The 19,487-nt window shown below is 72.6% G+C and carries 18 protein-coding genes; 7 read left to right on the top strand and 11 right to left on the bottom strand.

Features of this window, described 5'->3' with window-relative positions; all coding sequences use genetic code 11:
• Positions 1–177: 177 nt before the first annotated feature.
• The 3 genes from VFZ92_RS20915 to VFZ92_RS20905 all read right to left on the bottom strand — a co-directional run bounded on the left by VFZ92_RS20915 (position 178) and on the right by VFZ92_RS20905 (position 3,797).
• On the bottom strand, positions 178–1,827 hold the full coding sequence (locus tag VFZ92_RS20915) for an alpha-amylase family protein (RefSeq protein WP_330877676.1): 1,650 nt from the start codon (positions 1,825–1,827) through the stop codon (positions 178–180).
• Positions 1,824–2,783, bottom strand: coding sequence for a TIGR03885 family FMN-dependent LLM class oxidoreductase (locus VFZ92_RS20910; protein WP_330877674.1), 960 nt, complete (start codon positions 2,781–2,783; stop codon positions 1,824–1,826). The genes VFZ92_RS20915 and VFZ92_RS20910 overlap by 4 nt, the downstream gene beginning before the upstream one ends.
• A 75-nt stretch (positions 2,784–2,858) precedes the next feature.
• Positions 2,859–3,797, bottom strand: coding sequence for an NADP-dependent oxidoreductase (locus VFZ92_RS20905; protein WP_330877685.1), 939 nt, complete (start codon positions 3,795–3,797; stop codon positions 2,859–2,861).
• Between the two features lie 118 nt (positions 3,798–3,915).
• Between VFZ92_RS20905 and VFZ92_RS20900 the strand changes: the two genes are divergently transcribed.
• Positions 3,916–4,887: a GlxA family transcriptional regulator gene (locus VFZ92_RS20900; protein ID WP_330877673.1), complete on the top strand. Its 972-nt coding sequence runs from the start codon at positions 3,916–3,918 to the stop codon at positions 4,885–4,887.
• Positions 4,888–4,900: 13 nt separating this feature from the next.
• Here VFZ92_RS20900 and VFZ92_RS20895 read toward each other — a convergent pair whose 3' ends face one another.
• The gene (locus VFZ92_RS20895) at positions 4,901–5,392 is read right to left on the bottom strand and encodes an FxsA family protein (protein ID WP_330877672.1); all 492 of its coding nucleotides are present in this window, start codon (positions 5,390–5,392) and stop codon (positions 4,901–4,903) included.
• A 139-nt stretch (positions 5,393–5,531) separates the two neighbouring features.
• On the opposite strand from VFZ92_RS20895, the gene VFZ92_RS20890 reads away from it, so the two are divergent.
• On the top strand, positions 5,532–6,914 hold the full coding sequence (locus tag VFZ92_RS20890) for a lysine 2,3-aminomutase (RefSeq protein ID WP_330877671.1): 1,383 nt from the start codon (positions 5,532–5,534) through the stop codon (positions 6,912–6,914).
• A 43-nt stretch (positions 6,915–6,957) separates the two neighbouring features.
• Here VFZ92_RS20890 and VFZ92_RS20885 read toward each other — a convergent pair whose 3' ends face one another.
• Positions 6,958–9,183, bottom strand: coding sequence for a PQQ-dependent sugar dehydrogenase (locus VFZ92_RS20885; RefSeq protein ID WP_330877670.1), 2,226 nt, complete (start codon positions 9,181–9,183; stop codon positions 6,958–6,960).
• Between the two features lie 166 nt (positions 9,184–9,349).
• Entirely contained in the window at positions 9,350–10,588 is a 1,239-nt protein-coding gene (locus tag VFZ92_RS20880; protein ID WP_330877669.1) for an AMP-binding protein, read from the bottom strand.
• Positions 10,589–10,966: 378 nt separating this feature from the next.
• Between VFZ92_RS20880 and VFZ92_RS20875 the strand changes: the two genes are divergently transcribed.
• From VFZ92_RS20875 to VFZ92_RS20855, 5 genes are read left to right on the top strand one after another with little or no spacing between them, the layout of a single operon-like run.
• The gene (locus tag VFZ92_RS20875; protein WP_330877668.1) at positions 10,967–12,022 is read left to right on the top strand and encodes an aromatic ring-hydroxylating dioxygenase subunit alpha; all 1,056 of its coding nucleotides are present in this window, start codon (positions 10,967–10,969) and stop codon (positions 12,020–12,022) included.
• On the top strand, positions 12,019–12,234 hold the full coding sequence (locus VFZ92_RS20870; RefSeq protein WP_330877667.1) for a hypothetical protein: 216 nt from the start codon (positions 12,019–12,021) through the stop codon (positions 12,232–12,234). Before VFZ92_RS20875 ends, VFZ92_RS20870 begins: the two co-directional genes overlap by 4 nt.
• A complete protein-coding gene (locus VFZ92_RS20865) occupies positions 12,231–13,190 on the top strand; it encodes a PDR/VanB family oxidoreductase (RefSeq protein ID WP_330877666.1) in 960 nt (319 codons plus the stop codon). Before VFZ92_RS20870 ends, VFZ92_RS20865 begins: the two co-directional genes overlap by 4 nt.
• Positions 13,187–13,933, top strand: a complete 747-nt coding sequence (locus tag VFZ92_RS20860) for an IclR family transcriptional regulator (protein WP_330877665.1) — start codon at positions 13,187–13,189, stop codon at positions 13,931–13,933. The genes VFZ92_RS20865 and VFZ92_RS20860 overlap by 4 nt, the downstream gene beginning before the upstream one ends.
• 20 nt (positions 13,934–13,953) lie before the next feature.
• Entirely contained in the window at positions 13,954–14,871 is a 918-nt protein-coding gene (locus VFZ92_RS20855) for an alpha/beta hydrolase fold domain-containing protein (protein WP_330877664.1), read from the top strand.
• Between the two features lie 2 nt (positions 14,872–14,873).
• On the opposite strand, the gene VFZ92_RS20850 is transcribed toward VFZ92_RS20855, so the two are convergent.
• The 5 genes from VFZ92_RS20850 to VFZ92_RS20830 form a co-directional block, all read right to left on the bottom strand.
• Positions 14,874–15,632 carry a glucose 1-dehydrogenase gene (locus tag VFZ92_RS20850; RefSeq protein ID WP_330877663.1) on the bottom strand — a complete coding sequence of 253 codons (759 nt, stop codon included), beginning with the start codon at positions 15,630–15,632 and terminating at the stop codon, positions 14,874–14,876.
• Positions 15,633–15,634: 2 nt separating this feature from the next.
• The gene (locus tag VFZ92_RS20845) at positions 15,635–17,146 is read right to left on the bottom strand and encodes an aldehyde dehydrogenase family protein (protein ID WP_330877662.1); all 1,512 of its coding nucleotides are present in this window, start codon (positions 17,144–17,146) and stop codon (positions 15,635–15,637) included.
• 21 nt (positions 17,147–17,167) lie between these two features.
• Positions 17,168–18,022 (bottom strand): 3-oxoacyl-ACP reductase, encoded by an 855-nt coding sequence (locus VFZ92_RS20840; RefSeq protein ID WP_330877661.1) that lies wholly within the window; start codon positions 18,020–18,022, stop codon positions 17,168–17,170.
• Positions 18,023–18,035: 13 nt separating this feature from the next.
• The gene (locus VFZ92_RS20835; protein ID WP_330877660.1) at positions 18,036–19,121 is read right to left on the bottom strand and encodes a Zn-dependent alcohol dehydrogenase; all 1,086 of its coding nucleotides are present in this window, start codon (positions 19,119–19,121) and stop codon (positions 18,036–18,038) included.
• A 92-nt stretch (positions 19,122–19,213) separates the two neighbouring features.
• Positions 19,214–19,405 (bottom strand): ferredoxin, encoded by a 192-nt coding sequence (locus VFZ92_RS20830; protein WP_330877659.1) that lies wholly within the window; start codon positions 19,403–19,405, stop codon positions 19,214–19,216.
• Positions 19,406–19,487 lie beyond the last annotated feature (82 nt).

Here is a 19,487-nt window from a genome sequence, read left to right as displayed (position 1 = left end):
GTCCTGGCGAATCGGGTGGCCGCCGGTTCCAGCGGTGGTGGCCGATGCGACTCGGGGCCCCTCGGTGCGACCCCTTGATCGGGCTGAGGGGCAGGTGGTGGCTGCCTGCCCGATCAAGGGGTGCGGGGGTCACCTCCCCCGAGCACAATCGGCCACCGGTTCAGGGAAAGCCGTGGCTCACTGCTCGGTCAGACGGAACCAGCGGCAGTCGTAGGGTTCCAGGGTCAGCTTCAGGTTGCCGTTCTTGGGGATTTTCGTGGTTTTCACCACCAAGAGGTCTTCGGCCGTGGTGAATCCCGCGAGCGGCAGGGTGACTGTTGTTTTTTTGTCACTGAAATTGTGCACTGCCGCTACCGTGCCGTCCGCGTCGCACCTGTGCGCGAAGGCTGCCGGGTCTTCGGTCTTGAGCACCTGGAAGTCGCCCCAGGCCAGTTCCGGGCAGTCTCGGTAGCGCTCTACGAGTTGGCGGATCCAGTTGAGCAGTGAGGTCTGGTCGCGTTGCTGCGATTGGACGTTGATGTTCTTCGGGCCGAATTCCCCCGTGACCACTGGGCCCGGCAGGGATTTCTTGTCCGCTGTGGAGAAGCCGCCGTTGGGGTCGTCCGACCACTGCATGGGGGTGCGTACCGCCAGCCTGCCCTCTGCCGCGAGGTTTTCGGCCATGCCGATCTCTTCGCCGTAGAAGAGGACCGGGGTGCCCGGCAGGGAGAAGAGGAGGCTGTAGACCATGCGGATCCTGCGCTGGTCGCCCTCCAGCATCGACGGGAGCCTCCTGCGCAGGCCCCGGTCGTAGAGCTGCATGTTCTGGTCCGGGCCGAAGGCTTCGAAGACCTCTTTGCGTTCGTAGTCGGTGAGCTTGTCCAGGGTGAGTTCGTCGTGGTTGCGGACGAAGGTGGCCCAGTGGGCGTCCCTGGGCGGGGTGGGGCGTTCGGTCAGGACCTTGGCCAGCGCGCCCGCGTCCTTGCGCGCCAGGGAGAGGTACATCTGCTGCATGCCGATGAAGTCGAAGCACATCGTCAGCTCGTCGCCCACGCCCTCGGCGTTGCCGAAGAACTTCATGGTGTCCGCGTACGGGAGGTTGACCTCGCCGAGCAGGACGCCCTCGCCGTTGCGGCGGTTGAGGAAGGCTCGCAGGTCGCAGAGGTAGTCGTGGGGGTCCGGGAGGTCCACGGCGTCGGCCTGGCCGTCGGTCTCCAGGAGGAACGGGACGGCGTCCACCCGGAAACCGGAGAGGCCCAGCTCCATCCAGAAGCCCATGACCTTGGCGATCTCGTCGCGGACCTCGGGGTTGGCGACGTTGAGGTCCGGCTGGTGGCGGTAGAAGCGGTGCAGGTAGTACTGGCCCGTCGGTTCGTCGAACTCCCAGAGGCTGGTCTCCTGGTCCGGGAACACGACGCCCTGGGGGCCGTCGGCCGGGGGCTCGTCCGCCCAGACGTACCAGTCCCGCTTCCGGGAGTCCTTGCTGGAGCGGGCGTCCTGGAACCACGGGTGCTGGTCCGAGGTGTGGTTGACGACCAGGTCGGCGATCACGCGCATGCCGCGGTCGCGGGCGGTCCGGATGAACTCGACGAAGTCGCCCAGCGTGCCCAGACCGGGGTCGACGCCGTAGAAGTCGGTGATGTCGTAGCCGTCGTCGCGGTCGGGTGACGGGTAGAACGGCATGAGCCACAGGCAGGTGACGCCCAGCTTGTGGAGGTGGTCGATGCGCTGGGTCAGGCCGCGGAAGTCGCCGTGGCCGTCGCCGTCCGAGTCGGCGTAGGTCTCGACGTCGAGGCAGTAGACGACGGCGTTCTTCCACCAGACGTCGGAGGTGCGGGTGAGCTTCACGACCTCACCTCCGGCAGCACCTTGGCGCCGAAGGCGTCGATGAACGGGTCCAGCTCCTGGCCCACGTGGTGCAGGTACAGCTCGTCGAAGCCCAGGTCGGCGTACTCGCGCAGCCAGGCGGCGTGCCTGCCGAGGTCGGAGGAGATGTTGACGACCTCGGCGACCTTCTCCGGGGTGACGTCGGCGGAGGCGGTGTCGAAGGCCTCCGCGGTGTCGAGGTCCCAGCAGACGGGTGGGGGGAAGACGTTGCTGCGCCACTGCTCGTGGGCGATCCGCGTGGCCGTGGCCTCGTCAGGGTCCCAGCTGAGGTGGACCTGGAGGTGCAGCTTGCCCCTGCCGCCCGCGTCGCGGTAGGCGTCGGCCATGCGGCGCAGGTGTTCGGCCGGGGCGTTGACGGTGATGAGGCCGTCGGCCCACTCGGCGCACCAGCGCGCGGTCTCGACGCTGACGGCGGCGCCGATCAGCTGCGGCGGCTCCTCCGGGCGGGTCCACACGCGGGCGCGGTCGACCGTGACCAGACCGTCGTGGCTGACCTCCTCGCCGTCGAGGAGGGCGCGGATGATGTCGACGCACTCGCGCAGGCGGGCGGTCCGGAGGCCCTTGCGGGGCCAGAGTTCGCCGGTGATGTGCTCGTTGCTGGCCTCGCCGGTGCCGAGCGCGGCCCAGAAGCGGCCGGGGTACATGGCGCCGAGCGTGCCGATCGACTGGGCGATGATCGCCGGGTGGTAGCGCTGGCCGGGAGCGTTGACCACGCCGAAGGGCAGGCTGGTCGCCTCCAGCGCGGACCCGAGCCAGGACCAGGCGAACGTGGACTGGCCCTGGCGTTCGCTCCAGGGCGAGAAGTGGTCGGAGCACATGGCGGCGTCGAAGCCGGCCTGTTCGGCGTGCTTGACGGCGGACAGGGACTCGGTCGGGTGGACCTGTTCGTGGGAGGCGTGCACTCCGTACAACGTCATGCGCTGACGGGTACCCCGGTCGTGTCCGTTTTAGACCTGAACGCGCTGATGGCGCCGCCGCTCTCACGGCTTCGTTCATTCGCGCACGACCAGGACCAGCTTCCCCGCGGTGCGACCGGTCTCGCCGCGGACGTGCGCCTCGGCGGCCTCGGCGAGCGGGAAGGTCGCCTCGACGTGCGGTCGGAGTGCGCCCCGCTCGACGAGGTCGGCGATGGCGCGCATGCCCGCGTGGTCGGCTTCGACGACCAGCCCCTCCAGTCGAACGCCCAGGTCGGCGGCCCTCGTCGCGGCCGAGGCGAAGTCGTTGCCCGCCACGAGCGTGATCAGCACACCGCCCTCGCGCAGGACGCCGAGCGAACGGGTGCGCACGTCGTCGGCGAGGGGGTCCAGGACCACGTCGACGTCGTCGACCACGTCCGCGAAGTCCGTCGTCCGGTGGTCGACCAGCTCGTCGGCGCCGAGTTCGCGCAGCCACTCGTGCCTGCCCGCGCTCGCCGTGCCGATGACGTGCGCGCCGCGCGCCTTGGCGATCTGCACGGCCAGGTGGCCGACCCCGCCCGCGGCGGCGTGGACCAGCACCCGCTGTCCCGGCCGGACGTTCGCGGTGTCGACCAGCGCCTGGTGGGCGGTGAGCGCGGCGAGGGGCAGCGCGCCTGCCCGGACGTGGTCGATGGTCGCGGGTTTGCGGGTGAACGACCGGGCGGTGGCCTTGGAGTAGTCGGCGTAGGCGCCCGCGCCGTGCGAGTAGGGCAGCATGCCGAACACCTCGTCGCCCGGTTTGAACAGGGTGACCCCGTGGCCGACCTCGACGACGACGCCGGAGACGTCCCAGCCGAGGACCGGGACCGGCTCGGTCATCCACGGCAGGCCCGCGCGGTGCTTCCAGTCGGTCGGGTTCACCCCCGCGGCGTGGACGCGGACGACGATCTCGCTCGTGCCCGCCACCGGTCGCGGCCGTTCGACGAGCCGGAGGACGTCGGGGTCGCCGAGGACGTCCTGGCTGACGGCGTTCATGGTGGGGTTCCGGTCGGTCATGGTCCCAGCCTGTCGAGGGCTCCTGATCACGACAATGGCATGATGGTCACCTTGCGATGAGATCGTGCCACTGGCCGGCGATCCCCGGAGCCACCCCATGACCCGCGCGCACCGCGTCGCCGTCCTCGCCCTGGACGGGGTGTACCCGTTCGAGCTCGGCATACCGAGCCGCGTCCTCGGCGCGACCGACGGGCTGTACGAGGTGGTGACCTGCACCGTCGACGGTCTGCCGGTGACCACGGCCGCCGACTTCACCATCGCCGTCGAGCACGGCCCCGAGGTGCTGCGGACCGCGGACACCGTGGTGATCGCGCCCTTCAGCCCACCCCCCTGCGCGGCGGAGATCACCGCGCCCGCGCTGCCGGGACCGATCGCGGCGGCCCTCGGGCTGATCCGGCCCGGCACCCGGCTCGTGTCCATCTGCACCGGCGCCTTCGTGCTCGCCGCCACCGGTCGGCTGGACGGCCGATCCGCCACCACGCACTGGCAGGCGTCCGACCTCTTCCGGAGCCACTTCCCACGGGTCCACCTGGACCCGGACGTGCTGTTCGTCGACGACGGCGACATCCTCACCTCGGCGGGCGCCGCCTCCGGCATCGACGTGTTCCTGCACATCCTGCGCAAGGACCACGGCAGCGCGGTCGCCAACCGGGCGGCGCGCCGGTGCGTCGTGCCCCCGTCGAGGGAGGGTGGCCAGGCGCAGTACATCGAGGCGCCGGTCCCGCGGACACCGGACGACGGCACCTCGGCGACCCGGCAGTGGGCGCTCGCGCACCTGCACGAGCCGCTCGTCCTGGCCGACCTGGCGGAGCACGCGCGGATGAGCCCGCGCACCTTCGCCCGCCGCTTCTCCGACGAGGTCGGCCTGAGCCCCGGCCGGTGGGTCATCCAGCAGCGCCTCGCCCGCGCCCGCGAACTGCTGGAGTCGAGCGACCTCCCGGTCGACGAGATCGCGGGCCGGGTCGGCTTCGCCACCGGCACGTCCCTGCGGCAGCACCTCCACGCGGCGATCGGGGTGTCACCGCTGGCCTACCGGCGGACCTTCCGGACGACGGCGGCCTCCGACTAGCGCGGCCACCGCGCTAGGCCAGTTCGGGCCTGCCGGACGGGCGCGGCTCGGGGTCGACGTCGACCACGACACCCTCGACCACGGCCCCGTCCACGACGACGCCGCCCGCGGTCCGCGGACGGCCGTACTGGTGGTTGAGCACGGCCGTGGCGGCGCGCTCCTCGGAGCGGCGGGCGATGCGGCGGCTGACGAGGCGGCGGGTCGGCGGGAACAGCAGGAAGAGCGCGGCGACGTCGCTGACGAAGCCGGGCAGGATGACCAGCGCGCCCGCGGCGGCGATCAGCACGCCGTCGGCGACCTCCTGGTGCGGCGCGCGCCGGGTGCGCAGCGCCTCGGAGAACGACGCCATCGTCCGGGCGCCCTCGCGGCGCAGCAGCATCGAGCCGACGACACCGCCCAGGATCAGCAGCCCGACGGTGGCGAGCACCCCCACGGACTCGCCGACAGCGATGAGCGTGCCGATCTCGACGGCCATGCCGACCAACAGCAACAGGAAGACGCGCATGTCCCCTCAACGCACAAGTCGGTCAAATCGCTCCCTTGACACGTGTAACACGGTCAACACGCCCTCGTGCCGCAATATTTACGTCCAACTGGCGCTGTGTCAGGATATCTTTACGCGAACCAACCCGTAGGGGGTACGTATGACTGCGCTTCACGAGGTCGCGCCCGCGTCCGAGGGCATCGACCACCAGCCGTACACCTACGTGCGCAAGGAGCTGGTCGAGCCCGACTGGCGCCGCTTCCCCGGCTGGAGCCACGTCACCGACGCGCAGTGGCGCGACGCGCAGTGGCAGCGCGTGAACTGCGTGAAGAACGCGAAGCAGCTCCGCAAGGTCGCGGGCGACCTGCTCAGCGAGCGCTTCTACGAGGACCTGGCCGCCGACCAGGCCGAGCTGGCCACGATGTCGATGCTGCTGCCGCCCCAGATGCTGAACACCATGGCACCGGACGCGGCCCCGGAGGACTTCACGGACGCCTTCCTCGCGGACCCGGTGCGCCGCTACATGGTGCCGGTGCGCTCCGACCGCGACCCGGTGTGGCCGAGCCACCCGCACTCCGAGCGCGACTCGCTGCACGAGGCCGAGATGTGGGTGGTGGAGGGCCTGACCCACCGCTACCCCACCAAGGTGCTGGCCGAGCTGGTGTCGACGTGCCCCCAGTACTGCGGCCACTGCACCCGCATGGACCTCGTCGGCAACAGCACGCCCACGGTCCAGAAGCACAAGCTGCTGCTCAAGCCGGTCGACCGCCAGGACCAGATGGTCGACTACCTCAAGCGCACGCCCGGCGTCCGCGACGTGGTCGTGTCCGGCGGTGACGTCGCCAACGTCCCGTGGGCGCAGCTGGAGTCGTTCCTCATGCGGCTGCTCGACATCGACACGGTCCGCGACGTCCGCCTGGCCACCAAGGCGCTGGCGGGTCTCCCCCAGCACTGGTTGCAGCCCAGGGTCGTCGAGGGCCTGGAGCGCGTGGCCCGCACGGCGGCCCGCCGGGGCGTCAACCTGGCGATCCACACGCACGTGAACCACGCCCAGTCGGTGACCCCGCTGGTCGCCGAGGCCGCGCGCACGGCGCTGGAGGTCGGCGTCCGCGACGTCCGCAACCAGGGCGTGCTCATGAAGGGCGTCAACGCCACCCCGAACGACCTGCTGGACCTGTGCTTCGCGCTCCAGGGCGAGGCGAACATCCTGCCGTACTACTTCTACATGTGCGACATGATCCCGAACGCCGAGCACTGGCGGGTGGCGGTGTGGGAGGCGCAGGCCCTCCAGCACGCGATCATGGGGTACCTGCCCGGCTACGCGACGCCGCGCATCGTGTGCGACGTGCCGTACGTGGGCAAGAGGTGGGTGCACCAGCTCGCCGAGTACGACCGCGAGCTGGGGATCTCCTACTGGACGAAGAACTACCGGACGGGCATCGAGCTGGCCGACCCGGAGGCGCTGGACCGCCGCTACCCGTACTACGACCCGATCTCGACGCTGGGCGGGACCGGGCAGGAGTGGTGGTCGGACAACGCGTGACCCGGTGCGGGCGCGGATCGGGACCCGCGCCCGCACCGGGTGGTCAGCAGGCGCAGAGCGAGTAGGTCGCCCGGTACGTCGTGGCCGACGCCGGTGCGACGACGTTGTGCGTCTGGGCGCCTCCGTCGGACCACCGGTTGAAGCGGAAGCGCAACCCGAGCGGGCCGGACTGGGGGCTCGGCGCGCTGACCGAGTTGTTCGACCCGACGATCACGGTGCGGGTGAACGGTGTCGTGGACGCCGTGCCGCCGACGCTGAGCCGGAGTCCGCTCGGGGAGGACGTGAAGCTCAGGGCGACCGTGCGCGGGTCGAGCCTGACCTTGCTGGTGGCGGAGCGGCCGGAGGAGTCGGTGGCCGTCAGCGACAGCTCCAGGTAGGACGGGTACTCGTGGTCGGGCGCGGTGAACGAGCCCGACGCCACGCCCGCCCAGTCCTGCACGACGTGCTCGTGGCAGGAGCCGCTGCTCGCGCAGTGCTGGATGCTCAACCGCCAGCGCAGCGCGGACGCGGGCAGCGTGCCGTCCTGCGCGTCGGTCGCGTGGCCCGTGAACGGGACGTTCTGGCCCACGGCCCAGCGCAGCGCGGCGGTCGGATCGTCGATCACCGGCACCGGGTCCTGCGCGACCGGCGTGCCGACCGTGACGGTGACCGTCGTGGTGCCGGACGCGCCGTCCTGGTCGGTGACGCGCAGGCCCACCACGACCGTGCCCTGGGTGCTGTAGGTGCGGGTCGGGGTGGCGGACGTGGAGTCGTCGTACGCGCCGTCGCCGTCGAGGTCCCACGCGTAGGACAGGGTGTCGCCGACGTCGGGGTCGGTCGACCCGGTGCCGCTGAACTGCACGGCCAGCGGCGCGGGGCCGGAGGACGGGGTGGCCGTGGCGGCGGCGGTCGGCGCGCGGTTGCCCTCGGGGTAGCCGACCCGGCGCAGTTGGCCCGCGCCGAGGGCGAGGTAGAACAGGTCGCCACCGGGACCGGTGGTGATCTGCACGGGGACGTTCACGCCGGTCACGAACGGCACCAGCTTGGCGGGGTCGGGCTGGCCCGCGGTGGTCTGCATCGCCCAGATGCAGCCGCGCGAGCTGTCGGCGAAGAACAGCGCGCCGTCGTAGGCCGCCGGGTAGTTGCTGGTGGACTCGAACGCGATGCCGGAGACCGACGATCCGCCGGTGGGGCACGGGTCGGTCGACACGACCTTCGCCGAGTGGTTGTAGGTGTAGTACGGCGCGGTCTGGCCCGCTCCGGTGTAGAGCGACTCGCACAGGGAGAGGTTCGCGCCGTCGTAGCCGCCCTGGCGCGCGGCGCCCTCGTAGCAGGGCCAGCCGAAGTTCTCCGCCGTGCCGTCGTTCACGTCGGTGATCCGGTTGATCTCCTCCCAGGTGTTCCAGCCGACGTCACCGGCCCACAGCTCCTCGGTGCCGGGCCGGAACGCGAACCGGAACTGGTTGCGCAGGCCGGAGGCGATCACGCGGCGGGCGTTGGCGTCGGCGCTGCCCGCGAACGGGTTGCCGGGCAGGCCCGCGCCGGTGTCCGGGTCGATGCGCGTGATCGTGCCGTCGAGGGTGACCGGCTCGCCCGCCGGGCGGCGGATCGACTGCGACCGCAGCGCGCCGCCGCGGGCCGTGGGCGAGGTGAGGTTCGTGCCCGCGGGCGACGGTGGGTCGGCGCAGGGGTTGCCGACCTGGCCGTAGTCGGTGAAGTTGAAGCTCGCCCCGTCACCGCCGCCGACGTACAGCCCGCCGTCGGGTCCGAAGGCGACCGTGCCGATGGAGTGGCTGGGGTACTGCTGGCACCAGTCGGTGACCAGCGGCTGCTCGGCGGTGGCCACACCGCCCGCGCCCATCGTCAGCTTGGAGACCCGGCTGGTGACGACACAGCCCTGGTCGGTGGCGCCGGGAGGGGTCGGGCAGGCGTCCCCCCAGCGCGGCGCGGTGCCGCCGGGCACGGCGTCGTAGGTGTAGGCGACGTAGACGAACGGGCGGGCGGGGAACTGCGGGTCGACCGCGAGGCCGAGCAGACCGCGGTCCCAGAAGTCCTGGGTCTGCGTGCGGAGGTCGGCGAAGACGGTGGCCGTGGTGTCCGAGAGGGAGTCGAAGACCTTGACCAGGCCGCTCTTCTCGGCGATGAAGACCTTGCCGTCCGGGGCGAAGGACACGGCGGTGGGGCTGCTGAGGCCGCCGATGGCGAGGGTGTCGGTGAAGCCGGTCGGCACGGCGGCGGAGGCGGTGGGCGGGAGTGCCGTCACGGTGGCGGCGACCACGAGGGTCGCCACGGCCGCGGCGGTCGTGCGTCTGGAACGGACGGGTCTGCGGCGGAATGGACGCATGATCGGTGCGGTCCTCTCGTGCGCTGCTCTACAGGGACACGAAGAGGTTCACCCGTGAGACCTGCGTCACGTGCCGAGCTGCGCCCACACGACTTCGGGGTACCGCCGAAAGTCACCCGAGCGGCCGAGCGATCACGGCCTCCTCCGCAGGTGGAGCCGCCTTTATAGGGGTGGTCGCCCGGCCGTGGAACACCACGGTCCCGGTCGGGTCGACGGAGACCAGGTCGCCGGTGCGGTAGACGGTCGTGCCGTCGCCCGCGGGGTTCGCGACGAAGCGCTCCGCGGTGCGGCCGGGGTCGCAGGCGTAGCCGGGGCCGACCGCGGCGCCGCCCACGTACAGCTCGCCGACCTCTCCCGGCGGTACGGGGCGGAGGTGGGGGTCGAGCACCAGGATCGTCGTGCCCGCCAAGGGCCTGCCCAGCGGGATCGTCCACTTCGGACTGCCGGTGACCGCGTGGGCGAGGCAGGCGATCGTGGCCTCGGCGGGGCCGTGGACGGTCGTCACGCGGGTGCGGGGCAGGGAGGCGCGGTGTCGTGCCACCAGGTCCGGGGTGACCGGTTCGCCGTGCAGCAGGCACAGGTCGAGGGTGGCCGGGAGGAGGTCGGCCCGGTCGAGCAGTCGGTGGTGCGACGACGGGGTGGTGAGCAGGTGCGTGGTCCGGTGGCGGGTGGCCAGGGCTGCCACGGCTCGCGGGTCGGCCAGTTCGCGCGCGTCGGGCAGCACGAGGGTGCCGCCGGACGCCAGGGTGGCGAAGAGGGCGCCCAGCACGCCGTCGTCGGACACGGGCAGTGCGGGCAGGACGACCGGGGCCGGTCCGTACAGGGTGGTGTGGCCGGTGATGGCGGCGTCCAGGTTCGACCTGGTGATCACGATCGTCTTCGGTCGTCCGGCGGGCACCGGGGTGTGCAGGAGGTACGCCGGGTGGCGGCCGTCCGCGGCGACCGGACGGTCCGGTCGCGACCGCCCCCGCGCGGTGAACTCGACCAGCGGCGGTGGGCGCTCCACGTCGCGCAGCGGCCCCCTGACGGCACCGAGGTGGACGATCGCGGCGCAGTCGGCGACCTCCAGGACGGAGTCGAGCCGCTCGGCGGGGTGGTCGGGGTCGACCACCGCGAAGGACGCGCCCGCCCGGAGCGTGGCGAGCACGCCGACCAGCGCGGCGGCGCCCTGCGGCAGGAACAGGACGACCGCGGTGCCGGGCTCCACCCCCGCGGCGACCAGCCTGCCCGCGAGTTCCGCGGCGGTGTCGACCAGGCTCCGGTAGGTGAGCACCTGCTCGCCGACGACGAGTGCCGGGCTGTCGGGGCCGCGGCGGGCCTGCCGCTCGATCGCCTCCAGAGCTTCGGACATGGCCGTCCCCGTCCTCGTCCCGGTCGCGGCAGGTCGCGCGACTGCGCCCGCGGGCCCGTGCGACGCTAGGGAAGCGCGCGCGGAAGATCCAGGTCTTTAACCCAGGGGGAAAGTCGGTCGCGGGCCCGCTCCCCCTCCGTCGGCAACCGGTGGGCGGCGACCACGGCGGAACTCGCGGACGTCCCGCGCGCGACGGTGGCCGCCCCGTCCCGGCACCGCGACGAGGATTCCCTTTCACCCACTGAAAACCGGGCTTCCCGCGACGGGCGCGCTGCTCCACTGTCCTGGACACCCGCCATCCCGGCGGGCGCCGCCCCGGACGTCACCACCACGGCCTCCGGGCGGTCCACTCGTGGCAGGACGGGAGACCGCGCTGTGATGACCGCCTTCGTGCGCGACCAGTGGTACGTGGCCGCCTACGGACACGAGATCGGCCGTGAGCTCTTCGCCAGGACCGTCCTCGGTGAGCCGCTGGTGCTCTACCGGGCCGAGACCGGGGAGGTGGTCGCGCTCGCCGACCGGTGCGTGCACCGGCGCTACCCGCTCTCGGAGAGCAGGCTCGACGGCGACACGATCATCTGCGGCTACCACGGTTTCACCTACGACAAGGCGGGCACGTGCGTGGCCGTCCCCGGCCAGGCCCGGATCCCCCGCACCGCACGGGTGCCCGCCTACCCCGTGGTGGAGCGGGACTCGTTCGTCTGGGTGTGGATCGGCGCCCCCGACCTGGCCGACGAGGCGCTGATCCCCAGGGCGCCCTGGCTCGTCGACCCCGGGTACACGACGGTGTGCGGGATGGAGCCGCTGGCGGCCCGGTACCTGCTGCTGGTGGACAACCTGCTCGACCTGTCGCACGAGACCTACCTGCACGGCGGGTACATCGGCACGCCCGAGGTGGCGGAGACGCCGATCACGACCGAGGTGGACGAGGACAACCGGACCATCTACGTCAGCAGGCACATGGACGACGCCGCGTGCCCGCCGTTCTACGCGAAGTCCACCGGCATCGAGGGCCGCATCACCCGCTGGCAGGACATCGAGTACCGGCCGCCGTGCCTGTACCTGCTGCACAGCCGGGTGGCCCCGGTGGGCGTGCTGCCCGAGGAGGACGGGTCCGACCCGAACGGCTTCCACGTCGAGGTCGTCTACGCCATCACCCCGGAGACCGAGCACAGCACGCACGACTTCTGGGCCGTGGCGCGGGACTTCGCCCTCGACGACCAGGGCGTGTCGGACTTCCTGGCGGAGAGCAACCGCACGGTGGTGCTCCAGGACGTGACCGCGCTCGACATCCTGGAGAAGGTGATCCAGGCGGAACCCGACGGCTACCAGGAACTGTCGGTCAACATCGACACCGGCGGCCTGGCGGCCCGGCGCTTCCTCGAGCGGATGGCCGCCGACGCGGCCGAGGGCGCGCGGGCGGCGCGGGTATGACCGGCCGGGTCGCGGTGCTGCGCGGTGACGCCGTGCACCGGGTCCACTGGCGGCTGGGCACCGATCTGCTGGTGGCCGTGTGCCACTGCGGCGCCGAACGCGACTTCGAGGACCCGGTCGTGCTCTGGGACTGGCTGCTCGCCCACCCGGTGGGCCACGAGTCCGGGTCCGCGCCCGCGCGGCGGCAACCGCTGGCCGTGAGCGCGCGATGACGGCTCGGGCCGCCGCCGAGCAGGAGTTCGACCTCCTGCTGGCGCACCGGGAGGAGGTCGCGGCCGGGGTGGTCGTGATGAGCCTGCGCCACCGCGACGGGGACGACGTGCCCGCCTGGGAGCCGGGCGCGCACGTCGACCTCGTGCTGCGCCCGGACCTGGTGCGGCAGTACTCGCTGTGCGGCGACCCGGCCGACCGGTCGGAACTGCGGGTGGCGGTGCTGCGCGAGCCGAACGGCCGAGGCGGGTCGGACCACGTGCACGACCGGCTCCGGCCGGGCGACGCGGTGCGCGTCCGGGGTCCGCGCAACCACTTCGCGCTGGTGGAGGCGAAGCGCTACCTGTTCGTCGCGGGCGGCATCGGCATCACGCCGTTCCTGCCGATGGTGGCGGCGGCCGACGCGCTCGGGGCGGACTGGCGGCTGGTGTACGGCGGGCGGACGCGGGCGTCGATGGCGTTCCGGGAGCACCTGTCCCGCGCGTACGGCGACCGGGTGGACGTCCGGCCGCAGGACGAGACGGGGCTGCTCGACCTGGACGCCCTGCTGCGCGACCCCGACCCGGACACCGCCGTCTACTGCTGCGGTCCCGAACCGCTGCTGGCCGAGGTCGAGCGGCGCTGCGCGGGCAGGCCGCCGGGGGCGCTGCACGTCGAGCGGTTCACCCCCGCGCCGACCTCGTCCCGGCGGGCGGGCTTCGAGGTCGAGCTGGCGCGGTCGGGGACGGTCCTCGCCGTGCCACCGGACAGGTCGGTGCTCGACGTGGTCGAGGAGGCCGGGGTGCCGGTGCTGTGGTCGTGCCGCGAGGGGACGTGCGGCACCTGCGAGACGCCCGTCCTGGACGGGGTTCCCGACCACCGCGACTCGCTGCTCACCGAGGCGGAGAAGGAGGCCTGCGACACGATGATGATCTGCGTCTCCCGCGCGCGCGGCTCCCGACTGGTCCTCGACCTGTGACGGGTCGGTCGGTCACGTCGAAGGTGCTCGCCCTGCTGGAGGCGTTCACGCCCGAGGCGCACGCCCTGACCCTCACGGAGCTGGCGCGGCGGGCGGACGTGTCCCTGCCGACGGCGCACCGCCGCGCCATGGAGCTGGTGGCGTGGGGCGCGCTGGAACGCGGTCCGGACAGCAGGTTCCGCATCGGCCTGCGGCTGTGGGAGGTCGCGTCCCTCGCCCCGCGCGGGCTCGGTCTGCGCGAGGCGGCCATGCCGTTCATGGAGGACCTGTACGAGGTCACCCACGAGAACGTCCAGCTCGCCGTGCGGGCCGGGCTGGAGCTGGTGTTCGTCGAGAGGATCGCGGGCCGCGACGCCGTGCCGGTCAAGACCCGCGTCGGGGGCCGGTTCGCGCTGCACGCCACCGGGGTCGGTCTGGTGCTGCTCGCCCACGCGCCCGCCGAGGTGCAGGAGGAGATGCTGTCGGCGCCGCTGCGCGGGTACAGCGCGAAGACCACGACCGACCCGGTGCGGCTGCGGGAGGTGCTGGCGGACGTGCGGCGCAACGGCTACGCCGTCAGCGACGGCCAGGTCACCACGGACGCGCTGTCCGTGGCGGCACCGATCCGCGACGCCGACGACGAGGTCGTGGCCGCGGTGTCGCTGGTGGTGCGGGCGGACGGCGCGGACCCGGCGGCGCTGGCACCCCTGGTCCAGACCGCCGCGCGCGGGATCACCCGTACATTGGCGTCGTCCGTCGGATGAGACCGCACGATGGAGGAACCATGTCGATCCTCGGCACGCCCCTGGTGGCCGACGTCGTGGCCAGGCTCATGCAGGGCGCGAACCGGCTCGCCGCGGGCACGATCGCCCGGCGCGCCGCGAGCCTGCTGCCCGAGTACCGGGTGCGGACGCGGGAGATCGCGGTCCCGACGGCCGTCGGACCGGCGCGCGCCGTCGTCTACCTGCCCTCGGGCCGGGACCCGGCCCCGGCGGTGCACGTCAACTTCCACGGCGGCGGGTACGTCATGCGCGGGATCACGCTCGACGACCCGCTGTGCCGGTACCTGGCCTCCGAGGCCGGGGTGGTCGTCGTCAACGTCGACTACGCCGTGGCGCCGCGGCACCGGTTCCCGGTGCCCGCGCGGCAGGCGTTCGACGTCGTCCGGTGGGTCGCGGACCACGGCGGCGAGCACGGGTGGGACGGCGCGAGGCTGACGGTGGGCGGGCAGAGCGCGGGCGGCGGGCTCGCGGCGGCCGTGGCGCGCCAGGCGCTGGAGCTGGGCGGGCCGCCGATCGCGCTCCAGGTCCTGCACTACCCGCCGCTCGACCTCGCCGTCAGCCCCGCGGACAAGCCGTCGCCGCTCGCGAAGCCGCTGCTGCGCCCGTGGATGGGCGAGGTCTTCGACACCGCGTACGTGCCGGACCGGTCCGCGCGCACCGACCCGCTGGTGTCGCCCGCCAACCCGGCGGACACCGCCGACCTGACCGGGATCGCTCCCGCGCTCGTCGTCACGGCCGAACTCGACCGGCTCCGGGAGGAGGGCGCGCGGTACGCGCGGCGGCTGCGGGCCGTCGGCGCGCTGGTCGAGCACCACGACGTCGCGGGGGCCGACCACGGGTACGACATCGACGACACCGAGGAGACCCGCACGACCTACGCCCTGATGGCCAGGCACGTCGCCGAGGCGGTGCGGGTCTGACGTCAGCCCAGCCCGTGCGTCGCGGTGGCACCGCCGTCCACGGCGAACTCCGACCCGGTGCAGTAGGAGCTCTCGTCGGAGGCGAGGAACAGCACGACGTTCGCGACGTCCTCCGGCTGCCCGACGCGGCGCAGCGCGACCTTGCGGCCGATCCGCCCCACGTCGACCACCAGTCCGCCGAGCGCGTCGCTCACCATGAGGGTGTCGACCGCGCCGGGGTGCACGGAGTTGACCCGGATGCCGCGCTCCCCCAGTTCCACGGCGGCCACCTTGGTCATGCCGCGGATGGCGAACTTGGTGGCGGTGTAGGCGACCAGGTAGGGCATCCCGGCCAGTCCCTCCACGGAGGACACGTTGACGATCGACCCGCCGCCCGCCCGCGTCATCGACGGGACCACCGCGCGCATCCCGAGGAACGTGCCGGTCTGGTTGATCGCGACCACCCGCTGGTAGTCGGCGAGCGAGGTCTCGTCGACGGCGGAGAAGTGCAGGACGCCCGCGTTGTTCACCAGCACGGTGATCTCGCCGCAGGCGTCCGTCGTCTCCGCCACGACCCGCGACCAGTCGTCCTCGGAGGACACGTCCAGGTGGCGGTAGAGGGCGGACCCGCCGAGTTCTTCGGCGAGCCGCTCGCCCTCCTCGTCGCGGACGTCGGTGATCGCCACCCGCGCGCCCTCGGCGGTGAACCGCCGGGCCGCGGCGGCGCCCTGGCCGCGCGCGGCGCCGGTGATGATCGCGACCTTGCCGTCCAACCTGCCCACGGTCACATCAGCTCGTCGGTCAACGGCATCATCACGGTCTTCAGCTCGGTGTAGGCCTCGTAGGCGCTCCGGCCGCCCTCCCGCCCGAGCCCGGACTGCTTGTAGCCGCCGAAGGGCACGTGCGGTTCGAGCTGGAAGCCGTTGACGCCGATCATCCCGGCGCGCAGCCGCCTGGCGACGCGGAACGCGCGGCGGACGTCGTTGGTGTAGATGCCCGCGCCCAGGCCGTACTCGGTGTCGTTGGCGATCCGGACCGCCTCGTCCTCGTCGTCGAACGGCACGACCGCGAGCACCGGGCCGAAGATCTCCTCGCGGGCCACGGTCATGTCGTTGCGCACGTCGGCGAAGATCGTCGGGGCGACGAAGTTGCCGTCCGCGTAGTCGCCGTCCAGGCGCTTGCCGCCGGTGACCAGGCGAGCGCCCTCCTCCTGGCCCTTCTCGATGTAGCCGAGCACGCGGTCGAGCTGCCGCCGGTTGATCAGCGGGCTGGCCATCACGGCGGGGTCGAACGGGTCGCCGAAGGTGACCACGCCCGCGAGCACCTCGGCGGAGGCCAGGAACTCGTCGAGCACGCTCCGGTGCACCAGCGCCCTGGTGTGCGCCACGCACGCCTGACCGGACAGGCCCATCGTCACCATGCCCATGCACGTCATCGCGGCCAGGCCGACGTTCTGGGCGTCGGGGAACACCAGCGCCGGGCTCTTGCCGCCCAGTTCGAGCGACACGCGCTTGGTCGTCCCGGCGGACGCCTCGACGACGAGCCCGCCGACCGACCGGCTGCCGGTGAAGCTGATCTTGTCGACGAGCGGGTGGCCGACCAGCGCCGCCCCGGTCGGCTCCCCCGGCCCGGTGACGAGGTTGACGACGCCGTCCGGCAGGCCCGCCTCGATCAGCAGCTCGACCATGCGGATCACGCAGAACGACGCGTACTCCGAGGGTTTGACGACGACCGTGCAGCCCGCGGCGAGCGCGGGCGCGAGCTTCTGCGCGAAGAGCACGAACGGCGCGTTCCACGGCAGCACGGCCGCGACGACGCCGACCGGCTCCCGGAACGTCATCGCCAGGTGGTCGCCGCCCTGGTACGGCGGCAGGGTCTCGCCGCCGACCTTGTCGATCCAGCCCGCGTGGTGGTCGAAGATGTCCGCGGCGATGGCCACCGACGTGCCGTAGACCTGCCCGAACGACAGCGGCACGCCGTTGTCGAGCGCCTGGAGGCCGCGCAGCTCGTCGGCGTGCTCCCGCAGCAGCTCGCCGTACCGGTGCAGCACCTTGACCCGCTGCCCCGCGCCGCACCTCGGCCACGGGCCGTCGTCGAACGCGCGGCGGGCGGCGCGCACGGCGTCGTCCACGTCCTGCTCGGAGGCGACGGCGAACCGCCCGACCACCTCGGCGGTGGCGGGGTGGTGGTGCGTCCACGTCCGGCCGTCGGCCGCCGAGCGGAACTCGCCGCCGACCAGGAGCTGACCGTCCTTCAACCCGAGCGTCTCCCGGTGCGGTCCTACGGTGAACACCACTGCTCCTCCTCGAACGCGGGATCAGGACAGGGAAAGCGTCTCGGTGCAGGCGAACGTCCGCCGGGGGTCCCTGGCCGCGAAGTGGGCGGCGAGGTCCTCGGTCGAGTCGAACCGCCGCTCCACGGTGGGCGGGGCCATCAGCGCGATCACGCCCCCGTGCACGACGAAGACCTGGCCGCTGATCGCGTCGGCGGCCGGGGAGGCGAGGTGCGCGACGAACGCCCCGACGTGCTCCGGCGCGAGGGGGTCGACGCCGTCGCGGGGCCCCTCGCCGAAGACGTGCTCGGTCATGGCGGTGCGGGCGCGCGGGCAGATCGCGTTGGCGCGGACGCCGTAGCGGGCCAGACCCTGCGCGGTCGACAGGGTCAGCGCGACGATCCCCGCCTTGGCCGCCGCGTAGTTCGGCTGACCGGCCGGGCCGAGCAGGAACGCCTCCGACGAGGTGTTCACGACCCGCCCGTACACCGGTCCGCCCGTCTCCTTGGCGCGGGCCCGCCAGTAGGTCGCCGCCGCGCGGGACACGAGGAAGTGGCCGCGCAGGTGCACCCGCAGCACCAGGTCCCAGTCGTCGTCGGAGGTGCTGAACAGCATCCGGTCCCGCAGCACGCCCGCGTTGTTCACCACGACGTGCAGGCCGCCGAAGTGCTCGACGGCCGCCGCGAGCAGACCGTCCGCGGTGGCCCGGTCGCCGACGTCGCCCTCGACCACGACGGCCTTGGCGCCGAGCCGCTCGACCTCCTCCACGACGGTGTCCGCCGCGCCGGGGAGGTCGTTGAGGACGACGTCCGCGCCCGCACGGGCCAGCGCCAGCGCCTCCGCCCGGCCGAGCCCGGCGCCCGCGCCGGTCACGACCGCCACCTTGCCCGCGAGGTCCACGGTGGACGCCCTCCTAGTCGAAGATGATGACCTGGCGGACGGAGGCGCCACCGCCGCGCAGCACCTGGAGCCCCTCGTTGACGTCCTCCAGGCGGATCCGCTTGCTGATCATGGACTCCACGTCGAGCCGTCCCGCGCGCCACAGCGCCACCAGGCGCGGCACGTCCCGGCGGACGTTCGCCGTGCCGTAGAACGACCCGTGCAGGGTCTTGTCGTGCAGGAACAGCTCCTGCGCGCTGAACTCGACCATCGCGTCGGCCCGGCCCGCGCCCACGATCACGACGTGGCCGCCGCGCCGGGTGACGTCCCACGCCGACCGGATGGTGGCGGGCAGGCCGACGACGTCGAAGCCGTAGTCGAAGCCCATGCCGCCCACCAGCGACTGGTTCAGCTCGGCGAGGCCCTCGGGGGTGGTGGCGTGCGTCGCGCCGAAGTGCTTGGCCACCTCGTGCTTCTCCACCACCGGGTCCACCGCGATGATCCGGGCCGCGCCCGCGAGCCGCGCGCCCTGGATGACCGAGACGCCGACACCGCCGCAGCCGATGACCACGACGTCGGACCCCGCCTCGACCTTGGCGGTGTTGAGGACCGCGCCCACGCCGGTGATCACGCCGCAGGCGATCAGCGCGGCGATCTCGAACGGCACGTCGTCGTCGATCCTGATCGCTCCGGCGGCGGGCACGACCAGTTCCTCCGCGAACGTGCCGAGCCCGGCGTAGCCGAAGGCCGGGTTGCCGCCGACCAGGAAGCGCGGGGAGGTGAACGCCGCCATGGCGTGCACGATGCACAGGTGCGTCTCGCCGCTGACGCAGTTGCGGCAGGTCCCGCAGGGCGGCACGAACGTCACCACGACGTGGTCGCCGACGGCGAGCGAGGTCACCGCGCTGCCGACCTCGACGATCTCGCCCGCGCCCTCGTGGCCGACGACGCCGGGGGCGAGCGCGGGCAGGGTGCCGTTCATCGCGGAGAGGTCGCTGTGGCAGATCCCGCACGCCCTGACCCTGATGCGGACCTCGTCGGGGCCCGGTGCCGTGGTGGTCACGTCGTCGCGGAGTTCGAGCTTGTCGTCGCCGATCTGGTTCAGCACGGCTGCCTTCACCGGTATCACTCCTCGTCGAGTTCACGGCTGAGCTGGATACAGGGCACACTAGAATCTGTTCTCATTCATCACAAGGTCCATCCGTGTGCGCCCTACTCGGCGAGCCGCAGGGCGTTGCGCGGGCACGCCGCGACCGCCCTCCTGGCCGGTTCCACCTCCCCCTCGGCCAGATCACCGGGTCGCACCTGCAACACCTCGTCGTCGTCGAGGTCGAAGACGTCCGGGAGGACCCCGACGCAGACGCCGTTCGCCTCGCACAGCACCGGGTCGACGCTGACCTTCACGACTACCTCCCCTGAGCCCTTCACACTGAACTAGAACTCGTTCTAGAGTAGTGGTCGCTTCGCATCCCGAGCCAGCGGAGGA

The organism is Umezawaea sp., assembly GCF_036375055.1.
Classification (GTDB): Bacteria; Actinomycetota; Actinomycetes; order Mycobacteriales; family Pseudonocardiaceae; genus Umezawaea.
The sequence above is the reverse complement of the archived record's forward strand: the minus strand, read 5'-3'. Positions and strand labels throughout refer to the sequence as shown.

What these genes read in the sequence shown, in the direction of transcription:
- VFZ92_RS20880 (WP_330877669.1), bottom strand. Translation starts at nt 10,588, where the DNA reads ATGTCCGAAGCTCTGGAGGCGATCGAGCGGCAGGCCCGCCGCGGCCCC.
- VFZ92_RS20855 (WP_330877664.1), top strand. Translation starts at nt 13,954, where the DNA reads ATGTCGATCCTCGGCACGCCCCTGGTGGCCGACGTCGTGGCCAGGCTC.
- VFZ92_RS20865 (WP_330877666.1), top strand. Translation starts at nt 12,231, where the DNA reads ATGACGGCTCGGGCCGCCGCCGAGCAGGAGTTCGACCTCCTGCTGGCG.
- VFZ92_RS20900 (WP_330877673.1), top strand. Translation starts at nt 3,916, where the DNA reads ATGACCCGCGCGCACCGCGTCGCCGTCCTCGCCCTGGACGGGGTGTAC.
- VFZ92_RS20905 (WP_330877685.1), bottom strand. Translation starts at nt 3,797, where the DNA reads ATGAACGCCGTCAGCCAGGACGTCCTCGGCGACCCCGACGTCCTCCGG.
- VFZ92_RS20875 (WP_330877668.1), top strand. Translation starts at nt 10,967, where the DNA reads ATGACCGCCTTCGTGCGCGACCAGTGGTACGTGGCCGCCTACGGACAC.
- VFZ92_RS20870 (WP_330877667.1), top strand. Translation starts at nt 12,019, where the DNA reads ATGACCGGCCGGGTCGCGGTGCTGCGCGGTGACGCCGTGCACCGGGTC.
- VFZ92_RS20890 (WP_330877671.1), top strand. Translation starts at nt 5,532, where the DNA reads ATGACTGCGCTTCACGAGGTCGCGCCCGCGTCCGAGGGCATCGACCAC.
- VFZ92_RS20895 (WP_330877672.1), bottom strand. Translation starts at nt 5,392, where the DNA reads ATGCGCGTCTTCCTGTTGCTGTTGGTCGGCATGGCCGTCGAGATCGGC.
- VFZ92_RS20910 (WP_330877674.1), bottom strand. Translation starts at nt 2,783, where the DNA reads ATGACGTTGTACGGAGTGCACGCCTCCCACGAACAGGTCCACCCGACC.